The sequence below is a fragment of the Enterobacter sp. BIDMC93 genome, from assembly GCF_001037805.1.
GTDB classification, from domain to species: domain Bacteria; phylum Pseudomonadota; class Gammaproteobacteria; order Enterobacterales; family Enterobacteriaceae; genus Enterobacter; species Enterobacter hormaechei_C.
The window spans coordinates 4,445,577-4,461,617 of sequence record NZ_KQ089962.1 but is presented as its reverse complement, the minus strand read 5'-3'; the positions used below and the strand labels follow the sequence as shown (position 1 = coordinate 4,461,617).

The 16,041-nt window shown below is 53.0% G+C and carries 19 protein-coding genes, 1 tRNA gene and 1 pseudogene; 10 read left to right on the top strand and 11 right to left on the bottom strand.

Annotated features, from left to right (window positions below):
• Nucleotides 1-18: 18 nt before the first annotated feature.
• The 6 genes from dnaC to SK58_RS20820 form a co-directional block, all read right to left on the bottom strand.
• Nucleotides 19-756, bottom strand: coding sequence for a DNA replication protein DnaC (gene dnaC, locus SK58_RS20845; RefSeq protein WP_003856580.1), 738 nt, complete (start codon nucleotides 754-756; stop codon nucleotides 19-21).
• Nucleotides 753-1,298 carry a primosomal protein DnaT gene (dnaT, locus tag SK58_RS20840; protein WP_048220386.1) on the bottom strand — a complete coding sequence of 182 codons (546 nt, stop codon included), beginning with the start codon at nucleotides 1,296-1,298 and terminating at the stop codon, nucleotides 753-755. The genes dnaC and dnaT overlap by 4 nt, the downstream gene beginning before the upstream one ends.
• Nucleotides 1,299-1,422: 124 nt before the next feature.
• The gene (locus tag SK58_RS20835) at nucleotides 1,423-1,851 is read right to left on the bottom strand and encodes an organic hydroperoxide resistance protein (protein ID WP_003856578.1); all 429 of its coding nucleotides are present in this window, start codon (nucleotides 1,849-1,851) and stop codon (nucleotides 1,423-1,425) included.
• Nucleotides 1,852-1,935: 84 nt separating this feature from the next.
• Entirely contained in the window at nucleotides 1,936-2,388 is a 453-nt protein-coding gene (locus tag SK58_RS20830) for a MarR family winged helix-turn-helix transcriptional regulator (RefSeq protein ID WP_045338421.1), read from the bottom strand.
• Between the two features lie 44 nt (nucleotides 2,389-2,432).
• A complete protein-coding gene (locus SK58_RS20825) occupies nucleotides 2,433-2,906 on the bottom strand; it encodes a threonine/serine exporter (RefSeq protein WP_015572605.1) in 474 nt (157 codons plus the stop codon).
• Nucleotides 2,897-3,673 (bottom strand): threonine/serine exporter family protein, encoded by a 777-nt coding sequence (locus SK58_RS20820; protein WP_017383842.1) that lies wholly within the window; start codon nucleotides 3,671-3,673, stop codon nucleotides 2,897-2,899. Before SK58_RS20820 ends, SK58_RS20825 begins: the two co-directional genes overlap by 10 nt.
• Before the next feature lie 389 nt (nucleotides 3,674-4,062).
• Between SK58_RS20820 and SK58_RS20815 the strand changes: the two are divergent.
• Both SK58_RS20815 and bglJ read left to right on the top strand, forming a co-directional pair.
• Nucleotides 4,063-4,801 (top strand): annotated as a pseudogene (locus tag SK58_RS20815) (LuxR C-terminal-related transcriptional regulator).
• Nucleotides 4,798-5,439 (top strand): DNA-binding transcriptional activator BglJ, encoded by a 642-nt coding sequence (bglJ, locus tag SK58_RS20810; protein ID WP_048220385.1) that lies wholly within the window; start codon nucleotides 4,798-4,800, stop codon nucleotides 5,437-5,439. Before SK58_RS20815 ends, bglJ begins: the two are co-directional and overlap by 4 nt.
• 31 nt (nucleotides 5,440-5,470) lie before the next feature.
• Here bglJ and SK58_RS20805 read toward each other — a convergent pair whose 3' ends face one another.
• Nucleotides 5,471-5,929 carry a YbaK/EbsC family protein gene (locus SK58_RS20805; protein WP_003856572.1) on the bottom strand — a complete coding sequence of 153 codons (459 nt, stop codon included), beginning with the start codon at nucleotides 5,927-5,929 and terminating at the stop codon, nucleotides 5,471-5,473.
• Between the two features lie 328 nt (nucleotides 5,930-6,257).
• Here SK58_RS20805 and SK58_RS20800 point away from each other — a divergent pair, with 328 nt between their 5' ends.
• Nucleotides 6,258-7,604: a PTS cellobiose transporter subunit IIC gene (locus SK58_RS20800; protein WP_003856571.1), complete on the top strand. Its 1,347-nt coding sequence runs from the start codon at nucleotides 6,258-6,260 to the stop codon at nucleotides 7,602-7,604.
• A 77-nt stretch (nucleotides 7,605-7,681) separates the two neighbouring features.
• Here SK58_RS20800 and fhuF read toward each other — a convergent pair whose 3' ends face one another.
• Nucleotides 7,682-8,470 (bottom strand): siderophore-iron reductase FhuF, encoded by a 789-nt coding sequence (gene fhuF / locus SK58_RS20795; RefSeq protein ID WP_003856570.1) that lies wholly within the window; start codon nucleotides 8,468-8,470, stop codon nucleotides 7,682-7,684.
• A gap of 95 nt (nucleotides 8,471-8,565) precedes the next feature.
• Nucleotides 8,566-9,630: a GGDEF domain-containing protein gene (locus SK58_RS20790; RefSeq protein WP_032103055.1), complete on the bottom strand. Its 1,065-nt coding sequence runs from the start codon at nucleotides 9,628-9,630 to the stop codon at nucleotides 8,566-8,568.
• Between the two features lie 216 nt (nucleotides 9,631-9,846).
• Between SK58_RS20790 and SK58_RS20785 the strand changes: the two genes are divergently transcribed.
• Complete coding sequence (locus SK58_RS20785; protein ID WP_075262174.1) at nucleotides 9,847-10,116, top strand: DUF1435 domain-containing protein; 270 nt, start codon at nucleotides 9,847-9,849, stop codon at nucleotides 10,114-10,116.
• 42 nt (nucleotides 10,117-10,158) lie between these two features.
• On the opposite strand, the gene SK58_RS20780 is transcribed toward SK58_RS20785, so the two are convergent.
• Together SK58_RS20780 and rsmC are read right to left on the bottom strand one after the other, a co-directional pair.
• Nucleotides 10,159-10,245, bottom strand: a tRNA-Leu gene (locus SK58_RS20780).
• Between the two features lie 144 nt (nucleotides 10,246-10,389).
• A complete protein-coding gene (rsmC, locus tag SK58_RS20775) occupies nucleotides 10,390-11,418 on the bottom strand; it encodes a 16S rRNA (guanine(1207)-N(2))-methyltransferase RsmC (RefSeq protein ID WP_048220384.1) in 1,029 nt (342 codons plus the stop codon).
• 102 nt (nucleotides 11,419-11,520) lie between these two features.
• On the opposite strand from rsmC, the gene SK58_RS20770 reads away from it, so the two are divergent.
• The 6 genes from SK58_RS20770 (at nucleotide 11,521) to SK58_RS20745 (ending at nucleotide 15,933) form a co-directional block, all read left to right on the top strand.
• Entirely contained in the window at nucleotides 11,521-11,934 is a 414-nt protein-coding gene (locus SK58_RS20770; protein ID WP_023295888.1) for a DNA polymerase III subunit psi, read from the top strand.
• Nucleotides 11,903-12,346, top strand: coding sequence for a ribosomal protein S18-alanine N-acetyltransferase (rimI, locus tag SK58_RS20765; RefSeq protein ID WP_017383836.1), 444 nt, complete (start codon nucleotides 11,903-11,905; stop codon nucleotides 12,344-12,346). Before SK58_RS20770 ends, rimI begins: the two co-directional genes overlap by 32 nt.
• Nucleotides 12,347-12,365: 19 nt before the next feature.
• Complete coding sequence (gene yjjG, locus SK58_RS20760) at nucleotides 12,366-13,043, top strand: pyrimidine 5'-nucleotidase (RefSeq protein ID WP_017383835.1); 678 nt, start codon at nucleotides 12,366-12,368, stop codon at nucleotides 13,041-13,043.
• Between the two features lie 92 nt (nucleotides 13,044-13,135).
• A complete protein-coding gene (gene prfC, locus SK58_RS20755; RefSeq protein WP_006810210.1) occupies nucleotides 13,136-14,725 on the top strand; it encodes a peptide chain release factor 3 in 1,590 nt (529 codons plus the stop codon).
• A gap of 303 nt (nucleotides 14,726-15,028) precedes the next feature.
• Nucleotides 15,029-15,646: a molecular chaperone OsmY gene (osmY, locus tag SK58_RS20750; RefSeq protein ID WP_048220383.1), complete on the top strand. Its 618-nt coding sequence runs from the start codon at nucleotides 15,029-15,031 to the stop codon at nucleotides 15,644-15,646.
• 125 nt (nucleotides 15,647-15,771) lie between these two features.
• Nucleotides 15,772-15,933 (top strand): DUF1328 domain-containing protein, encoded by a 162-nt coding sequence (locus tag SK58_RS20745; RefSeq protein ID WP_003856556.1) that lies wholly within the window; start codon nucleotides 15,772-15,774, stop codon nucleotides 15,931-15,933.
• Nucleotides 15,934-16,041 lie beyond the last annotated feature (108 nt).

Genomic DNA, 16,041 nt, shown 5'->3' with positions numbered 1-16,041 from the left:
GTGCTCCCTGGAAATATCTTAATACTCTTTGCCGGTGACGCGGCTGCGATAGCTGTCCCAGTCGAAGATGACGTACAGGCTGTTACCCAGCTTCATGCGATCCATCACCCGCTCGCCAAGAAGTCGGGTCATCTCGTCGATATTGTGGTTCGTCAGCATACCGGTTGGGCGTTTTGACGACGAACGGCGATCGACAATCTGATTGATGATCACTTTTTCGTAGCGGGACTCCGTCTGGACGCCGATCTCGTCGATGACCAGCAAATCCACGTTACTCAAATCATTCAGCAGCTGTTCTTCGCTGGTTTCGCGGTTACTGAAGGTGTCCTTCATGGCGGACATAATATCGGCCACGGTGATAATCAGCACTGACTTCCCGCGCAGCAGCAGCTCGTTGCAGATAGCGGCCGCAAGGTGATTTTTCCCCGTGCCGGGTTTTCCGCTAAAGATGAAGCTGGCAATGTTGCCGTCAAATTCATCCACGTACTGGCGCGCCTGGTTGAGGGCGTTCATCTGCCCCTGTGACTCGACCTTATAATTCTCGAAGGAACAGTTCTGGTGCAGAGGGCGAATGCCCGAGCGGTTAAAGGTGCGCTGCATTTTCATCGCGCGGTTTTCGCGGGCGAGGGCAGCCGCGCGAATTTTACCTTGCTCTTTTTGCCATGCCAGCAGCTCTTCACCGGTGGTGAAGGCGGGCTTCACGTTGGCGGGCATCATCTTCTGCAAACGTTTCATCAGGTCGCCGACGTTTTTCATTTCGCACCTCGGAATCCATCAGGGATTTTTTTGTCCGGTTCTGAAAAGGCATTGATATCACGTTTTGGCTGGCCATTGTTGCTGGCGCGGTTGATTTGCAGACTGCGCGCGAGCTTTTGCTGCCACTGAACATGGTGGAAGACTTTTCCTTCAGCCTGCCAATAAGCGGTAAAGGCCGCCAGCTCTTCTGGCGTCGCGGGCTGCGCGAGGGCTATTCCCCATAAGGCCGCCTGCCGCTGAAAATCGGCGTCCGGCTGCCAACCGGCGTACATGGGAAATTTCCCCATTGGAACGGCCACCGGGGCGCTGGCGGGTTCGTCAAAAAACTGATTATCCAGCATGACATCGCTCGCCGGACGCGACAGCTTCGCTTCAATTTCCAGAAGCTGCGCCAGACGTTCCGGCGTGACCGCATAAAACGCCGGGGCGTTGTCGGCAAATACCGCGAGCGTGCCGCCTTCGGCGTGCGTCAACACACCGCGAGGATCGCGCATAAAGGCATCGATGCCAGCAATGCTGGTGGTCAGGATTCTGGAGGACATAACACTTTCTCAACTGATTACTACGGGCGTGATTGAGGGTTATGGTAGCACAGAGAGAGGAGAGGAAAGGAGAGGATTTCCCCGGCGGCGTTACGCTTACCGGGGCTAAAATCACAAGGGCTGTTTACGCGATGATGTTCAGCGTCACGTCGATATTGCCGCGCGTCGCGTTAGAGTACGGACAGACGATATGCGCTGCATCCACCAGTTTTTTGGCTTCCGCTGCGTCCATCCCTTCAACGTGGATGTTCAGCTTCGCTTCGATACCAAAACCGGTTGGCAGCGGGCCAATCCCCACTTCGCCTTCAATAAAGGCGTCTTTTGGCAGAGCGAATTTGTCGCGTGCCGCAACGAACTTCATTGCGCCCAGGAAGCAGGCGGAGTAGCCCGCAGCGAACAGCTGTTCAGGGTTGGTTACTTCACCCCCCATGCCGCCCATCTCTTTTGGCACACCCAGTTTGACATCCAGAACGCCATCGGAAGACGTTGCGCGGCCATCACGGCCTCCGGTTGCTTTGGCTTTGGCAGTGTAGACAACTTTTTCTAAAGACATGGCAGGTTCCTCATCTTACGTTTATATGCACTATTAAATAGCGCGCGATGTATTAAGTTAGAATCAGACGCGTAAAGTATAGCCTTACGCGCGATGAAGCTGTTGGCGCAAAAGTTCGAGCTGTTGCTTGAGCGCCAGCATGGTGTCGGTATCACACTGCGCTGCACAGCCCACGGCGTGGGGTATCGTCACGGCCTGCTGTTGCAGCGCCCGACCCGTGTCGCTCAGGGTGACGGCGACCTGACGCTCATCCTGACGGGAACGCTGGCGGAAGATTAATCCTGCGCTTTCCAGGCGTTTCAGCAGGGGAGTCAGCGTGGCGGAATCCAGGAACAGCCGCTCGCCAATGTCTGACACCGTAATATCATCCTGCTCCCACAGCACCAGCATCACCAGGTATTGCGGGTAGGTCAGGTTAAGCGGCGCCAGCAGTTGCCGGTACAGCTTGTTAAGCGCCAGATTTGCCGAATAGAGGGCAAAACAGAGCTGGTTATCCAGCAGAAGCGCGTTGGTGGTGTCGTTCGTTTTTGCGTCCATGAAATGAATATAGATAGCGCACGATACAATTGCAAGCGATTTTATTATACGCGTGGACGTTTGCGGTAAAGCCATAATCCGGGGATCGACAGGCCGATGGAGAGCGCGCCCACAATCGACGAGGCTTTAAGGAAATTGCTCAGAAGCAGGATCATCTGCGGTTCGCTGTAGCCAAAGTGGCTGATTTTGACGGCGGAGATCATCGCCGTATAGGCTGAAATGCCCGGGAACATAGGAATGACTGCCGCCACGGTGAACACTTTCGGGTGCGCCAGATACCAGCGGGACCACTGAATACCGATGCTGCCGACCAGCATGGAGGCGATAAACGTCGACCATTCGATATTAAAGCCCGAGGTCATCATGATCATACGTGAGCCGTGGCCAATGGCACCCAGCAGCGCACACCAGGGTAATGCACGCTGTGGGACGTTAAACACCATCGCAAAGCCAACGGCGGGAAGGGCTGCCAGGAGCATGTCCTGCGCCAGTGCGAGCAGAAAATCCATCACGCCCATCCGCGTAACCCCCAGAGTGTCATGGCCATTACCACCCCGATACAGGTCGCCAGCGTCAGCAGGCTGGCTATCGCCCAGCGCGCCAGACCGGTGTTGATGTGGCCTTTGAACATATCAGCGACGGCGTTGATTAAGGGAAAACCCGGCACCAGCAGCAATACGCTGGCGGCCATCGCAACAGTAGGCGTGCTGGCGAAGTAAGGCTGGCGCAAAAGCAGGCCGGATACGGTTGTCGCCACGAACGCCGTGATGCAGAAGTTAATTTGCGGATGCAGTTGCCTGTGCGTCAACAACTGGCGGACATACATCGCGATGCTGCTGGCAAAGAAGGTCACGACAGCGCCGTCCCAGCCGCCCGCGTTGAGCTTGCAGAAGCAGGCGCAGGAGAGTCCCACCATCAGCACAACCAGCCAGCGTGGATACCGGAGAGGTTTGATCTGGTTGAAGCGTTTCTCTATCTCCCTCAGATCGAGCAGCTTGTGTTCAGCAAGGATCACGATGTGCTGCACTTCCGTCACGACGTGCATGTTAATGCCGCGGTCATGATTTTTACGGGTGGAGGTCAGGCACTGTCCGTCTTTAATGGTGGTCAGCACAATGGCATTTGACGAGATGGAGCTCTCAACGCTGTCCATCCCCAGCGCCAGCCCAAGGCGTGTGGAAAGTTCTTCCACGAGGGCGCTTTCTGCCCCGTGTTGTAAGAGAAAAAGCCCGCACTGAATACATAGCCGCGTGGTAGCACGTTGCGTAGACCGATCTGCCTGCATGAAACGCCCTGAAGAGAAGAGAGATTGCTTACTTTTAACACAAAGGGCAGGGCCCTTTGCGCTGGGCCAGATCAACATTTGTGCAATCAGTCGCGTGAGCAGGGGGAGAAAACCGCACTTTCTATTTATTTAATGAATATAAAAATATAGATTTATAAAGACAATATATTAAGTATTTCTAATTTCATATTTTCAATCTTTTCACGCAATCTTAATTAAAGTTTTGTGGTCTTTATGCGATATTAAGCCAGTATTGGGCGTTTCTTAACCCATGTGACATTTCTTCTGATTTGCGAGTATTAAGCCGTTTTGTACTGAGGGATGCAAGCGTGTTTAAACTCGTAGGGTTAGTTCGTTCTTAAATAATGAATTCATGACAGGGAGGGTCTATGTTGCCATTGAATGGTAAACACGGAGTGGTGATTAGTAGAGTGCCGGTTATGCAAAATGGGCTAGGTGGCGTCATGACGCGTCATTTTCCTGATTTTTGAAATAACGTACTGCCGTTCGATGCAGGAGTTGACGCTACTACAATTGCGTCGCGCTGGGGTCGTTATTGCCGATATTTCAGGTGAGTATCGTAATCCTCGCGGCACGCTTGAGCAGTATTATGGATTAATGAATCAGTATCGGGACATTCACTGGATATTCCTTGTCTCGCGTCCCCTTTATCCACTTGCAGTAGAGCTTCTTATGCGTCCGGAAAGCACGCTGCTTTCGGATATGGAACCGATCGAAGGCGTTATTAACGCTATTCGCGCGGGCAGTGAACGTGCCGAGCGAATAAGCCAGACGTTATTAATACCGGAAACGTCCGATATTGAAGAAGAGAGTGAGCAAATGATTGCGCTCACCCACTCTGAACGCAAGGTGTTGCGTTTATTAGGTAAAGGTTGGGGAATCAACCAAATAGCCACGCTGCTGAATAAAAGTAATAAAACGATCAGTGCACAGAAAAACAGTGCAATGCGCCGCTTATCACTTCGCAGTAATGCCGATATGTACGCGTGGATAAGCAGTACCCAGGGAATGCGAGAACTCAGTTTAATGTCGGCTTATGGAGAGTTTGAGGAATGGAAAAGACCACTGCAACAAGACATATCGCCGTCATCGAAAGCTGCTCAATGAGCTCTGTAGGGCTGAAGCATCTCTTTGCGATGCCCGCCCTGAGCCATTACCAGGTGCACCTGTTTAGCAGATTCGCCAGCTTTAAAGCGGCGCTCGTGGATATCTCATTCTATGCGGTTATCTATTCACTGTCTGATGAGCGTGAAGAGCGGAGAAACTGTCTGGCCTGTTTACGGGATCTTACCTTCACCCACAGCGACGTCCAGCGTATCGTGCTGGCCTCTGACGAAATGGAGGCGAGGCTGGTCAGCCATCTTTCGCCTTCTCGCTTGCATGGGATAATCAGTAAATCGGTTCCGCTAAAGCAGCTAATGGAGGGGCTGGAGACATTACTCAGCGAAACGCATCAGGTGAATGACAACATGTACAATCACTGGTGTGTTAGCCAGAATCGTATGTTAAGCCCAACCGAAAGGGCAATACTGCGTTATATGTCATCGGGTTTTTCAATCCCTGAAATTGCGGCGCAGCTTGAACGCAATATTAAAACCATCCGGGCGCATAAGTTTAACGCAATGGTAAAGCTGGGCGTCAATTCTGACGTGGGATTACTGGATGCGGCGGATATCCTGGCGCATCTCCCTGCCCGGGAAGTGCGTCGTTCAGCTCTCACCGTTCCTTCATTCTCTCAGCGTTAAGTGGTGCGCCAGAGTTCTTCTGGCGCAACGTTTAAATGCAGACATCGACCCATTTTGCTGCGGTCAGCTCCGCCATTCTGTCGGGCGATATACGCACCGCACTGTGGATGGCACCCGCTGCGGGTAACACTTCCGCGTACTGTTTTAATGTGATGTCACAGTAAACAGAGAGCGGATTTTCCAGTCCGAAAGGGCAGACGCCGCCGACAGGATGACCCGTCAGGGTGACTACCTCATCGCTGCTGAGCATGCGGGCTTTTGCGCCGAATGTCTCTTTAAGCTTTTTGTTATCCAGACGCGCATCGCCTTTTGCAACCACCAGAATCACGTCATTTTTAATTTTCAGTGACAGCGTTTTGGCAATTTGGCCGGGTTCAACGTTGTGCGCGGCAGCAGCAAGGGCAACAGTCGCTGTGCTTTGGTTAAGCTCAATGATCTCTATATCCGGAGCGTGTTCGGCAAAAAACTGTTGTACAGACTGCAAACTCATTGATTCCTCCTGACAAATATCCTGCGTAATCTGTCATAAGAATTTAGTCGCTGTAAATATCCCTTAAGTAACAAATATCCGTCAGGGGCGATTTCTGGATCGCCTTCACATTCACAGAAACCGGTTACAGTAACCGGTTGCAGAGCGTGATGCAGAGATTAATACTAAGTGTGTAACTTCCCCTGTATCTAATAATAAGAGCTAATTATGAAACCATTCCGTTTGAGCAGTACCGCAGGTACACGATCCGGCAAGGTTGTGACGCTGATGTATGGAACAACGTGTGACGTGAGAGCGTCCAAAACGAACGTCTGACAGGAGATCTGCTATGTCTGCCAACCACGCTGCATTTAATCTGATTTTCCGCTTCGTTGAAAATTATGTCAGCCCTATTGCCGGGCGCATTTCTTCCCAGCGTCACGTTATGGCTATTCGTGACGGGTTTATCTCAGCGATGCCGTTTATGATTGTAGGCTCGTTTTTATTAGTGTTCGCTTACCCGCCTTTTTCGCCTGATACCACCTGGGGTTTTGCTCGCGCCTGGCTGGATATGGCGAAGCAGTTTGAAGGTCAAATTCTGACGCCGTTTGATATGACAATGGGGGTGATGTCCCTTTATATCTGTGCGGCTATTGCCTACAACCTGGGCAAACATTACGTTAAAACGCATCAGCTGGATCCGTTCATGTGCGCGATGCTGTCGCTGATGGCGTTCCTGCTGGTCGCCGCCCCTAAAACCAAAGGCGCTTTACCGGTGGATAGCCTGGGAGGGACCGGTATTTTCACCGCGATTCTGGTGGCGATCTATTGCGTTGAGATGATGCGTTTCCTGAAAGCACACAATATCGGGATCCGCCTTCCAGACCAGGTTCCACCGATGATCAAAAACTCGTTTGACCTGCTGATCCCGGTGCTGGTGGTGGTGCTCACGCTCTACCCGCTGAGCCTGCTGATCCAGTCGCAGTTCGGTATGCTGATCCCACAGGCCATCATGTCGATATTCAAACCGCTGGTCTCTGCGGCTGACTCGCTGCCTGCGATCCTGCTGGCGGTGCTGATTGGCCACCTGCTGTGGTTTGCCGGGATCCACGGCGCGGCGATTGTCTCCGGGATGCTGCAAATGTTCTGGCTGACAAACCTGGGGGCGAACCAGACCGCGCTGGCGGCGAGCCAGCCTTTGCCACACATCTTTATGGAAGCCTTCTGGACGTTCTTTATCGTTATCGGCGGATCGGGGGCGACGATGGGGCTGGTGTTCTGCTATCTGCGTAGCCGCTCCGCGCACCTGCGCTCCATTGGACGTCTGAGCGTGGTACCAAGCATTTTCAATATCAATGAACCGGTGATTTTCGGTACGCCGATTGTGATGAACCCGGTGTTCTTTATTCCTTTCCTGCTGGCGCCGATGGTTAATGCCGTGCTGGCATGGGCAGCGATGAAGTTTGATCTGATTGGCCGCGTGATTTCCGTTGTGCCGTGGACGGCACCGGCTCCGGTTGGTGCCGCCTGGGCGCTGGGCTGGGATTTCCGTGCAGCCATTCTGGTGCTGGTTTTGGCCTGCGTTTCCGCCATTATCTATTTCCCGTTCTTCAAGGTGTACGAGAAACAGTTGCTTCAGCAGGAAGCGGAAGAAGCACAGCGTAATGGAGAAGAGGAAAATCAGCAGGTCGCTTAGGTAAAAGCAAAACGGCAACGTAGGTTGCCGTTTTTAATGTTTGTTCCCTCTCTCTTCGGGTTTCAGGCCGGGCCAGACTACTTAAGCGTGCAATCGCCACACTGCTGCACGTCCGGCAGACGGTAGCGCTGACAGCAGGTACGACGTACCAGAAGTCCCTCACGCGGAACCACGGTGCGGTAAAGAGGGTTGTCCCGTCCATCCGACAGCTGTCTGGCAAAGAAACAGCTCTGACGCAGTGCATCCACTTTCTCGTCGCCGAGCAGCGGCTTCATCTCCGTTAAATACCAGTGGATAAGATACCCGGTATTACTCCAGATCAGTTTGCCGTTAATCTCTCCCGTCGCTTCCAGCGCATCAATGACCGGAACCAGCGCTCTTGTAATCAGCCGTTCCATACGCGCCTGCGCTGACAGGTGTCTCGCGCTCGGATCTTCGTGTACATCAATCCAGAAACAGGCAGCGCGCCCGGTTTCATGAAACTCAACATGGAAATGTTCCGACGAGAGATCGAGCATCGTTTCCTGGGTCAACAGGGCCAGCATGACAGGCGGCACCATCAGCCCGATATACCACTGTGCCCAGAGGGATAACAGCGGTTTGTTTTCCCGCGTCAGGGTAGGTTGGTTACGATAAATATGGTCGGAATAGGTTGCCAGCAGTGACCGCAGCTCCGCAGGGCGTTGCCACTCAGTCAGCGTCAGAGCATGATGCGGCGGTGCTTCATCCAGTTTGATGAAATCCAGCAGATGGGCGCGCGTTACGGCAATTTTTTCCCGAATGGCATCCGCAAGCGTCGTTTCCCCGGCGGAGAGTGGAGCTCGCCAGAGCAGGGGCTCAACGATGTGTGCGGTACGAGTCGCCATAGTGTGGATTACAAATCTAAATGATAATGATTGCCAATCCTAACTATAGATAAAACCGAGCGCAAGCGTTTTATCCTGGCGCTGTGAAGGCGGTTTCAGGCGGTATGAAGCTCTTCGCTCAGCAGAATGCTGTTACGTCCCATATGCTTGGCTTCATAGAGGGCTTTATCGGCTTTCGCCAGCGCGCCCTCAACGTCGTCACCTTCGAACATGGCGATGCCGATGCTGATGGTCACGTTAGTGGCGACGCTTTCGTTAAACATATGGGGGATTTTAAGATCGTAAACCTTCTGACGTATGCGTTCAGCCGTCTGTCGCGCTTGCTCCAGCGGGATGTTACTCAACAGCACCATAAATTCTTCCCCGCCAAACCGGGCGACAACATCGCGTGAGCGCACGGCGTCGCGTATCGCAGCCGAGACCCTGATCAAGGCCTGATCGCCCATCATGTGGCCATAATGGTCGTTGTAGGCTTTGAAGTGGTCGATATCCATCAGCAGCACGAAGTGCTCGCCAGCGTCAGGCCTGGGAAGATTCTCCAGCCGGCTTTGCAGCCCGCGACGGTTATATAGGCCGGTGAGCGGGTCCATCATGCTGAGATCGGTCAGGGTTTCGCGCTCCTCCAGCAGTTCGGAAAGCAGCTCCTGGGCGAAACGGTCATTGCGCCGCTGAAGAACATGATGGATACCAATGGCGACCACCGGCAGCGCGAAAAAATAGGCCATTCTCAGCCAGTTTTCGGACGGACTAAGCCACAGGCAGGATATAAAAGCGGGAAATGAATGTAACGTAAAGGCTTTAATATTACTTGCGAACGCCAGAGACCCTATAAAAAGCACTGTTAATAGCGCCATCATTAAATAGGTCGCGTGATCGTGCGTGATTAACAGAAATTTAGAGACGATCTGCCAGGCCCATAAAAGACCAAAAATAGCTGAAACAACAGGGATATTTATTTTTCGCGTGCTGTTTTTCCAGTGCCAGATAAGTAAGCCTGTGCTGATAGTCAGTACGGCAAAGAGCGGGACTGATAACACACGCACGGAATAGAGAGGGTTTGTTACCGAGAACAATGCTGACGCGGCGTTCAGAAATAAAAACAAACGTAAAGATAGCTGATATTTCTTGTTGACTAAAGACAGCCAGGATTGTGATGTCATATGCGTGCGTTTTTATTAAAACTCAATTAAAACAATGAGCAAGGTGTTGTTGTGTAATATTGGGCGCTACAAAATTGAATTTTTATTATCAGAAAAACTTTATCGGAAGTTAACAGGTGGGCAATTTATCACCTTACACATTCTCTGTCATTATGGGAAAGCAATTGCTGACGCAATTTCTTACGTCGCATGCTGACAAGTGATAATTACTATCATATGATACTGGTTATCATTATCAGTGCGAGAGGTGAAACCATGTTGAGCAAAGCGCTGGGAAGTGGGTGGGGAATATTACTGCCTGGTTCCATTATCGGTGGGCTAGTGTTTGCCGATCTCCCCATTGATGTCTGGAAAGCAATGATTGTTTCAGGCTTGCTGGTGACATCCGCAATGATCTGGCACAAACAGTTACGGCATTACGTGCTGCTGCCATCATGCGTTGCGCTAATCAGTGGACTGCTGGTGATTCTGATGAGTTTGAAATAAAAGGGAAAAACAGGAGGCACTGCTGAGGGGATGTAAGATAATTGGTGCGAGGGGGGGGACTTGAACCCCCACGTCCGTAAGGACACTAACACCTGAAGCTAGCGCGTCTACCAATTCCGCCACCTTCGCATACCATCGACACTGTAAAAGTATCGTAACCACGGAGGCGCATTCTAGATGTTTTCAGCTTTACGTCAACAGAAAATTGCGCACGTTGTTTTGATTGCTGCAAAAATGGGCGATGGCAGCGTCAGCCATCGCCGGACCGGGGGTTTACTTTTTCGCCTGGCGCGTCATCACGGTGCGATAGACCTTAAAGCGGCCCGTCTGGGCGATCACTTCGTGGAAGCCAAAGGTTTCATCCAGCACTTTCGGGTACGCGAGGAAGGCGTTCGCTACGATACGCAGCTCACCGCCGCTGTTGAGGTGACGGGTTGCGCCACGGATCAGCGTTTGCGCCGCTTCAAGGCTGGTCTCCATTCCGTCGTGGAACGGCGGGTTAGAGATGATCATGTCAAAGCGACCGGACACGTCGGAGAAAACGTTGCTGGCAAACACGTCACCTTCAATGCCATTCGCAGCAAGCGTGGCGCGGCTGGCTTCTACTGCCGGGGCGCTCACGTCACACAGGGTTAAACGCACTTTTGGTGAGTGGCTGGCGAGAACCGTTGACAGCACGCCCGCACCACAGCCGACGTCCAGCACCTTGCCCTTGGTATGAGGCGTCAGGGTGGACAGCAGCAGCTTGCTGCCCGTATCGAGCGCATCACGGCTGAACACGCCCGGCAGGGTTTTAATGGTCAGGCCGTCAAGCTGGTACTCGTCCCAGAAGGCGTCGGCATCGAAGGTGGTCTGTTTTTCCAGACGACCATGGTACAGTCCGCAGCGACGGGCGCTGTCGATTTTCGTCAGCGGCGCCCAGGCTTCGAGCATCTGCTCTGCGCTACGCACCCCGCTGCGGTTCTCACCGACAACAAAAATATCGCAGCCGACCGGCAGCAGAGAAAGCAGGTTCATCAGCTGGAACTGGGCTTCCGGCTTGTTTTTCGGCCAGTAGTAAATGAGCGTATCGCAGTCAGCAATATCTCTCTGCTCCGCCGCCAGGCTAAAGCGCGCGCGCTCGCCCATCTGGCGGCTCAGCACCTGCCAGTGGTGATAGTACTGGGTGTGGGCACGGCTTTCAGCACAGTCGAAACGCGCGGGCAGGTCATCCTGCATATCTCCGGCAAACAGAATACGGCTTTCTTCGAAATCATCACTGTGACGCAGCAAGACTTCACTTGCCGGGGTAAATGCAGACATGAATTGTTCCTCAATAAACTCAGGTGGGGATTATAGTAGGTAGATGGCGCAGTTTCGACACATTTGCTATATTTGCGCGCCTGAGAGACAGGAGTTTTCGCTATGACATCCCGACGAGACTGGCAGTTGCAGCAGCTGGGCATTACCCAGTGGGCTTTGCGTCGCCCGACGGCGTTGCGGGGCGAAATAGCCATCTCCATCCCTGCGCATGTCCGCCTGGTGATGGTGGCAGAAGCGCCGCCTGCCCTGAACGAGCCCCTGATTGAGGATGTCCTTCGCACCCTGAAGGTGACCCGCGATCAGGTATTACAGCTGGCGCCTGAAAGCGTCGCGATGCTTCCCCCTGACAGCCGCTGTAACAGCTGGCGAATCGGGGCGGTGGACGAGCTACCTCTTGAAGGAAGCCAGATCAGTTCGCCAGCGCTGGACGAACTGAAAGCCAACCCAAAAGCGCGTAGCGCGCTATGGCAACAAATTTGCGAATATGAACACGATTTCTTCCCTCACGACGGTTGACCTGACCACCGCGTTCGCGATTGAAACCCGCGCCCATGCCTTTCCGTGGAGCGAAAAGACGTTTGCCAGCAATCAGGGCGAACGCTATTTAAATCTCCGCCTGGACGTTGACGGTGCGATGGCTGCGTTCGCCATCACGCAGGTCGTTCTGGACGAGGCGACGCTGTTTAATATTGCGGTCGATCCCGCTTACCAGCGCCGCGGGCTGGGCAGGGAACTGCTTGAGCACCTCATTCGTGAGCTGGAAACCCGTGACGTTTTCACCCTGTGGCTGGAGGTGCGCGCGTCCAATGTCGCCGCCATCGCGCTCTATGAAAGCTTAGGCTTCAACGAGGCGACTATCCGCCGTAACTACTACCCCACCGCAGAGGGACGTGAAGACGCCATTATCATGGCTCTGCCGATTGGATAACGAAAATAAGGTTGTAACGATGAAATGGGACTGGATTTTCTTTGATGCCGACGAAACGCTGTTTACGTTTGACTCGTTCGGCGGCCTACAGCGGATGTTTCTCGACTATAGCGTGACGTTCACCGCGGAAGATTTTCAGGACTATCAGGCGGTGAACAAACCGCTGTGGGTGGATTACCAGAACGGAGCCATCACCGCGTTACAGCTTCAGCATCAGCGTTTTGACGTGTGGGCTGAACGGTTAAACGTCAGTCCTGGGGCGCTGAACGAGGCCTTCCTGAATGCGATGGCGGATATCTGCGCGCCGCTGCCCGGCGCCGTTTCTCTGCTGGATTCGCTGAAAGGGAAGGTGAAGCTTGGGATCATTACCAACGGCTTTACCGCGCTTCAGCAGATCCGCCTTGAACGCACCGGCCTGCGCGATCATTTCGACGCGCTGGTGATCTCCGAAGAGGTGGGCGTACCGAAGCCGGATCCGCGTATTTTCGATTATGCGCTGGCGCAAGCGGGCAATCCTGACCGCGATCGCGTGCTGATGGTGGGGGATACGGCAGAATCTGATATTCTGGGAGGTATGAGATCGGGCCTGTCGACCGTCTGGCTGAATGCGCATGGCCGCACGCTGCCGGAAGGCATCGAACCGACCTGGACCGTTACATCATTGAACGAACTGGAGCAGCTCCTGTGTAAACAATGATTGCCTGCCCCCTGTTGATGGGTAAAATAGCCGCATTTTTCGTATTCCATGATGCGCGGCCTGCTGCCGCGCTTACCTAAGAAGAATTGATTATGACGTTGTCTCCTTATCTGCAAGAGGTGGCCAAACGCCGCACTTTTGCCATTATCTCGCACCCGGATGCCGGTAAAACGACCATCACCGAGAAGGTGTTGCTGTTCGGACAGGCGATCCAGACCGCGGGTACCGTTAAAGGCCGTGGCTCCAGCCAGCATGCTAAATCCGACTGGATGGAGATGGAAAAGCAGCGTGGTATTTCGATTACCACCTCCGTGATGCAGTTCCCGTATCACGACTGCCTGGTGAACCTGCTGGACACCCCGGGGCACGAAGACTTCTCCGAAGATACCTACCGTACGCTGACGGCGGTGGACTGCTGCCTGATGGTGATCGACGCTGCGAAAGGTGTTGAAGATCGTACCCGCAAGCTGATGGAAGTCACCCGTCTGCGCGATACGCCGATCCTCACCTTTATGAACAAACTCGACCGTGACATCCGTGATCCGATGGAGCTGATGGATGAAGTGGAAAACGAGCTGAAGATTGCCTGCGCGCCAATCACCTGGCCGATTGGCTGCGGCAAGCTGTTCAAAGGGGTTTACCACCTCTATAAAGACGAAACCTACCTGTACCAGACCGGTAAGGGCCACACCATTCAGGAAGTCCGCATTGTGAAAGGTCTGGACAACCCGGAGCTGGACGCCGCTGTCGGTGAAGAGCTGGCCGCCCAGCTGCGCGATGAGCTGGAGCTGGTTAAAGGCGCGTCGCATGAGTTCGACAGAGAGCTGTTCCTGAGCGGTGAAATTACCCCGGTCTTCTTCGGTACCGCACTCGGCAACTTCGGCGTTGACCATATGCTCGACGGTCTGGTTGAGTGGGCCCCGCAGCCGATGCCGCGTAAAACCGACACCCGCGAAGTAGAAGCGAAGGAAGAGAAGTTCTCCGGCTTCGTCTTTAAAATTCAGGCCAACATGGACCCGAAACACCGTGACCGCGTCGCCTTTATGCGCGTGGTTTCCGGTAAGTACGAAAAGGGCATGAAGCTGCGTCAGGTCCGTATCGGTAAAGACGTAGTGATCTCCGACGCGCTGACCTTCATGGCGGGCGACCGTTCGCATGTAGAAGAAGCCTATCCGGGTGACATCATTGGTTTACACAACCACGGTACCATTCAGATTGGCGATACCTTCACGCAGGGCGAGATGATGAAGTTCACCGGTATCCCGAACTTCGCGCCAGAACTGTTCCGCCGCATTCGCCTGCGCGATCCGCTGAAGCAGAAGCAGCTGCTGAAAGGCCTGGTCCAGCTTTCCGAAGAGGGCGCGGTACAGGTGTTCCGCCCAATCGCCAACAACGATCTGATCGTGGGCGCGGTGGGTGTGCTCCAGTTCGACGTGGTGGTTGCCCGTCTTAAGAGCGAGTACAACGTGGAAGCGATTTACGAATCGGTGAACGTGGCGACCGCCCGCTGGGTTGAATGTTCAGACGTGAAGAAATTCGAAGAATTTAAACGTAAGAACGAAGTTCAGCTGGCGCTGGACGGTGGCGATAACCTGACCTATATCGCCCCAACCATGGTAAACCTGAACCTGACGCAGGAACGTTATCCTGATGTTCAGTTCCGCAAAACGCGCGAGCATTAATTCCCTCTCAGAGCACGGCAGCCGCCGTGCTCTTCTTTAATTCCTGTGTTATTAAACCCTTGCGGAATGTTCTTAATTCACCGCAATTTTTCGCTATTCGTTCGTTTTTTCCCCAATTCTGAATGCACCCCTCTGATTGTGATCTATATTTAACTCAGTGTTTAGCACCGGGCGTGGATGAATTAACTGTTCAATGCATGTCCATTGGTTCTCCATTTTGCCCCGGTGTTAATTCGCAATATATAAAACCAAGATTAGGGAAGTATGTCGCCCAAATAATGGGAAAAACACAGGAATAAATCGATGAATATGACAAGACTGAAGATTTCTAAAACTCTGCTGGCTGTAACATTGGGTAGTGTCCTGGTAAGCGGTTCTGCTCTGGCGGATACCAGCACCATGGATAAAGCGCAAAATTCCGCCAATACCGCAGGGGAAAAAATCGATAGCTCTATGAATAAAGTCGGTAATTTCATGGATGACAGCTCAATCACAGCAAAAGTGAAAGCCGCACTGGTGGATCACGAATCCATCAAGAGCACCGATATTTCTGTTAAAACCGACAACAAGGTTGTCACCCTGAGCGGTTTCGTTGAAAGCCAGACCCAGGCTGAAGAAGCCGTTAAAGTGGCAAAAGGCGTTGAGGGCGTAAGCTCCGTCAGCGACAAACTGCACGTACGTGACAGCAAAGAATCGTCGGTGAAGGGCTATGCCGGAGATGCAGCAACTACCAGCGAAATCAAAGCTAAACTGTTAGCTGACGACATCGTGCCATCCCGTATGGTGAAAGTTGAAACCACCGATGGTGTGGTCCAGCTGTCCGGTACGGTTGAGAATCAGGCACAAAGCGATCGTGCCGAGTCAATTGCGAAAGCTATTGATGGTGTGAAAAGCGTCAAAAACGATCTGAAAACGAAGTAAAGCAGTACCATTCGCCCGTCAGGCTGAAAACCGCGGGCGAAATAAAAACGATTCTGGAAAAGCCGGTGAGTGACCTGAGCGCTCACGTTTAGCGGCCGACATTAACTATGGTAAAGGAGAGGCTTATGTTTCGTTGGGGCATTATATTTCTGGTTATCGCGTTAATTGCCGCCGCATTGGGCTTTGGTGGACTGGCGGGTACCGCGGCATGGGCAGCGAAAATTGTCTTCGTCGTCGGTATTATTCTGTTCCTGGTCAGCCTGTTTACGGGTCGACGTCGCCCGTAGCAAACGCAATATTTACTAAACAAACTCAAGCCAGTCCTCGTGACTGGCTTTTTCTCGTTTGAGAACCACCGGGGAAGTGCGTTACTGTGTCTTATCAAAATAATGAAA

Bases quoted from the DNA above. Each gene is read 5' to 3' on its own strand.
- rsmC (WP_048220384.1), bottom strand. From the start codon at position 11,418: ATGTCTGCATTTACCCCGGCAAGTGAAGTCTTGCTGCGTCACAGTGAT.
- SK58_RS20825 (WP_015572605.1), bottom strand. From the start codon at position 2,906: ATGGGCGTGATGGATTTTCTGCTCGCACTGGCGCAGGACATGCTCCTG.
- SK58_RS20830 (WP_045338421.1), bottom strand. From the start codon at position 2,388: ATGGACGCAAAAACGAACGACACCACCAACGCGCTTCTGCTGGATAAC.
- SK58_RS20820 (WP_017383842.1), bottom strand. From the start codon at position 3,673: ATGCAGGCAGATCGGTCTACGCAACGTGCTACCACGCGGCTATGTATT.
- SK58_RS20800 (WP_003856571.1), top strand. From the start codon at position 6,258: ATGTCTGCCAACCACGCTGCATTTAATCTGATTTTCCGCTTCGTTGAA.
- rimI (WP_017383836.1), top strand. From the start codon at position 11,903: ATGAACACGATTTCTTCCCTCACGACGGTTGACCTGACCACCGCGTTC.
- SK58_RS20770 (WP_023295888.1), top strand. From the start codon at position 11,521: ATGACATCCCGACGAGACTGGCAGTTGCAGCAGCTGGGCATTACCCAG.
- SK58_RS20745 (WP_003856556.1), top strand. From the start codon at position 15,772: ATGTTTCGTTGGGGCATTATATTTCTGGTTATCGCGTTAATTGCCGCC.
- yjjG (WP_017383835.1), top strand. From the start codon at position 12,366: ATGAAATGGGACTGGATTTTCTTTGATGCCGACGAAACGCTGTTTACG.
- bglJ (WP_048220385.1), top strand. From the start codon at position 4,798: ATGAGCTCTGTAGGGCTGAAGCATCTCTTTGCGATGCCCGCCCTGAGC.
- fhuF (WP_003856570.1), bottom strand. From the start codon at position 8,470: ATGGCGACTCGTACCGCACACATCGTTGAGCCCCTGCTCTGGCGAGCT.
- SK58_RS20805 (WP_003856572.1), bottom strand. From the start codon at position 5,929: ATGAGTTTGCAGTCTGTACAACAGTTTTTTGCCGAACACGCTCCGGAT.
- SK58_RS20785 (WP_075262174.1), top strand. From the start codon at position 9,847: ATGATACTGGTTATCATTATCAGTGCGAGAGGTGAAACCATGTTGAGC.
- osmY (WP_048220383.1), top strand. From the start codon at position 15,029: ATGAATATGACAAGACTGAAGATTTCTAAAACTCTGCTGGCTGTAACA.
- SK58_RS20790 (WP_032103055.1), bottom strand. From the start codon at position 9,630: ATGACATCACAATCCTGGCTGTCTTTAGTCAACAAGAAATATCAGCTA.
- SK58_RS20835 (WP_003856578.1), bottom strand. From the start codon at position 1,851: ATGTCTTTAGAAAAAGTTGTCTACACTGCCAAAGCCAAAGCAACCGGA.
- dnaC (WP_003856580.1), bottom strand. From the start codon at position 756: ATGAAAAACGTCGGCGACCTGATGAAACGTTTGCAGAAGATGATGCCC.
- dnaT (WP_048220386.1), bottom strand. From the start codon at position 1,298: ATGTCCTCCAGAATCCTGACCACCAGCATTGCTGGCATCGATGCCTTT.
- prfC (WP_006810210.1), top strand. From the start codon at position 13,136: ATGACGTTGTCTCCTTATCTGCAAGAGGTGGCCAAACGCCGCACTTTT.